The organism is Nocardioides sp. (genome assembly GCF_024509035.1).
In the GTDB taxonomy this organism is placed as follows: domain Bacteria; phylum Actinomycetota; class Actinomycetes; order Propionibacteriales; family Nocardioidaceae; genus Nocardioides.
This window is the reverse complement of sequence record NZ_JANINT010000317.1, coordinates 1-2197: the sequence shown is the minus strand read 5'-3', so window position 1 is coordinate 2197 and position 2197 is coordinate 1. Positions and strand designations below refer to the sequence as shown.

Here is a 2197-nt window from a genome sequence, read left to right as displayed (position 1 = left end):
GTCGAGACCGCCGACGGACACGTCGTGGCGCGATCGGCGGTGTTCGTCCGGCCGCAGTTCGTTCCCCACGACACCCTGCTCACGGACCTCGGCTGCGCCACCGGACCCCACGGCTGGGTCACCGTCGACCCGACCGGCGCGACCAGCGTCGCCGGCGTCTGGGCGGCCGGCAACGCCGTCAACCCGCGCGCCCAGGTGATCACCGCCGCCGGCGAAGGGTCCGCCGCCGCGATCGCCCTCAACAACGACCTCGTCGACGAGGACCTGCCCATCGCCGTCGCCAACTTCCGTCTCGGCCTGCCCGTCTGACCCCCACCCCTGAAGGAGCACGACCATGTCCACCTCGCCGTCCACCTCACCGAACCCCGCGCCCCGACCGTCGGCCGGCGCCGCGATCGCTCTCAACCCGATCGGCCCGCCGACCAAGCACCAGCTCGCCGTGATGATCTGGGTCGCGGTCTTCCCGACGCTGACCGTCATCAACCTGACCCTCGGGCCGTACCTCAAGGACACGAACCCGGTCCTGCGCACGTTCGTGCTCGCGACCATCGCCGTCCCCATCGTCATCTACGGGCTGATGCCGCGCCTGCACCGCGTCCGCGCGCGCCTGCTGTCCCGCCGCACCGCCTGACGATCCGCCCGAGGCCCGAGGCCCGAGGCCCGACGCCCCCGCTCCCGCACCTGGGACCGGGGGCGTCGCGCTGTCCGCTCACCCGCGGAGGTGCCCGCGAATCACCATCGCGCTCACCACGAGTGGTGAGGACGGGTCACCATCTCGCTCCCTACGTTCCGGGCCATGAGCCGAACCCCCGCCCCACTCTCCTGAGGAGCAGCATCATGGACCGCTTCACCCGAGCCATCGCCATGGCCAGCGCCCGCCGTCCGTGGCGCACCATCGCCGCCTGGATCGCCGTACTGGCCGGCATGTTCGCCCTGGCCGGCGCCGCCGGTGGCACCTTCGCCGACGACTTCGCCGCGCCCGGGAGCCAGAGCGCCCGCGCGATGGACCTCATCGGCGACACCTTCCCCGAGGCCGCACAGGGCAGGGCCCTGGTCGTCCTCCAAGCCCGGGACGACACCACGATCGACCAGGACCGCGCCGACGTCGCGCAGGTGCTCGCCGACGTCGACGGGCTCGACCACGTCGCGACGGTCACCGACCCGTTCCGGACCGGCACCATCTCCGACGACGGACGCATCGCGTACGCCGAGATCACGCTCGACGTCCCCGAGCGGGAGATGGGCAAGCCCGCGTTCACCGTGCTCTCCGACGGCGTCTCGGGCATGGGCACCGACGCCCTGCGCGTGGAGCTCGGCGGCGACGCCGTCTTCCTCAACTCCGAGGACGAGACCTCCGGCCACGTCGGCATCGGCCTCCTGGTCGCCCTCATCGTGCTGCTGATCGCCTTCGGCACCGCCGTGGCCGCGGTCCTCCCGATCGGCCTCTCGCTGGTCGCCGTCGGCGGCGGCATCGGCGCCATCACCCTGCTCGCGAGCCCGATGACCGTGTCCGTCTCCGCCATCCCCGTCGCCGGCCTGGTCGGGCTCGGCGTCGGCGTCGACTACGCCCTGTTCGTCGTCGCCCGCTATCGCGAGAACCGCGAGTCCGGGCAGGACGACTCCACCGCCCTCGGCGGCGCGATGAGCACGTCGGGAGCTGCGGTCGTGTTCGCCGGTGGCACCGTCGTCGTGGCCACAGCCGCGCTGGCGATCACCGGCATCGGGATCCTGACCTCCATCGGGTTCGCGACCGCGCTCATGGTCGCCGCCGCGGTGGCCGCCGCCGTCACGCTCCTCCCCGCACTGCTCAGCCTGCTCGGTGACCGCATCGACAAGGGCCGCATCGGCCGCCGCCGTTCGGTCGAGGTCGCCGCCCCGAAGGCGGAGGAGACGGCGTGGTGGCGCTTCGCGCACCGCGTCGCCGCCCGCCCGTGGCCGTACCTCGTCGGCTCCGTCGTCGCCCTCCTCGCGGTCGCTGCACCGGCCGTCGCGATGCAGACCGCCTTCCCCGCGGCCGGCGACGCGCCGGAGCACACCACCCACCGGCAGGCCTACGACCTGCTCACCGAGGGCTGGGGCGAAGGCATCAACGCGCCCCTGACCGTCGTGATCGACCTCGGCGAGGACGCCGCCGGCTCCGCTGACGCGGACGGCGTCGAGACCGTCGCCACAGAGATCGCGGCCGTGCCGGGCATCG

The 2197-nt window shown here is 73.3% G+C and carries 3 protein-coding genes; all 3 read left to right on the top strand.

What is annotated here, in order from left to right:
- Nucleotides 1–309, top strand: a 309-nt coding sequence (locus tag Q0L15_RS20040) for an FAD-dependent oxidoreductase (protein WP_296606388.1), incomplete at its 5' end; no start/stop codon positions are given.
- A gap of 25 nt (nucleotides 310–334) precedes the next feature.
- Nucleotides 335–631, top strand: a complete 297-nt coding sequence (locus tag Q0L15_RS20035; RefSeq protein ID WP_296606387.1) for a hypothetical protein — start codon at nucleotides 335–337, stop codon at nucleotides 629–631.
- A gap of 206 nt (nucleotides 632–837) precedes the next feature.
- Nucleotides 838–2197: MMPL family transporter (locus tag Q0L15_RS20030; protein WP_296606385.1), on the top strand; the 1360-nt coding region annotated here is incomplete at its 3' end.

Coding starts and splice junctions, on each gene's coding strand:
- Q0L15_RS20035 (WP_296606387.1), top strand. CDS start 335: ATGTCCACCTCGCCGTCCACCTCACCGAACCCCGCGCCCCGACCGTCG.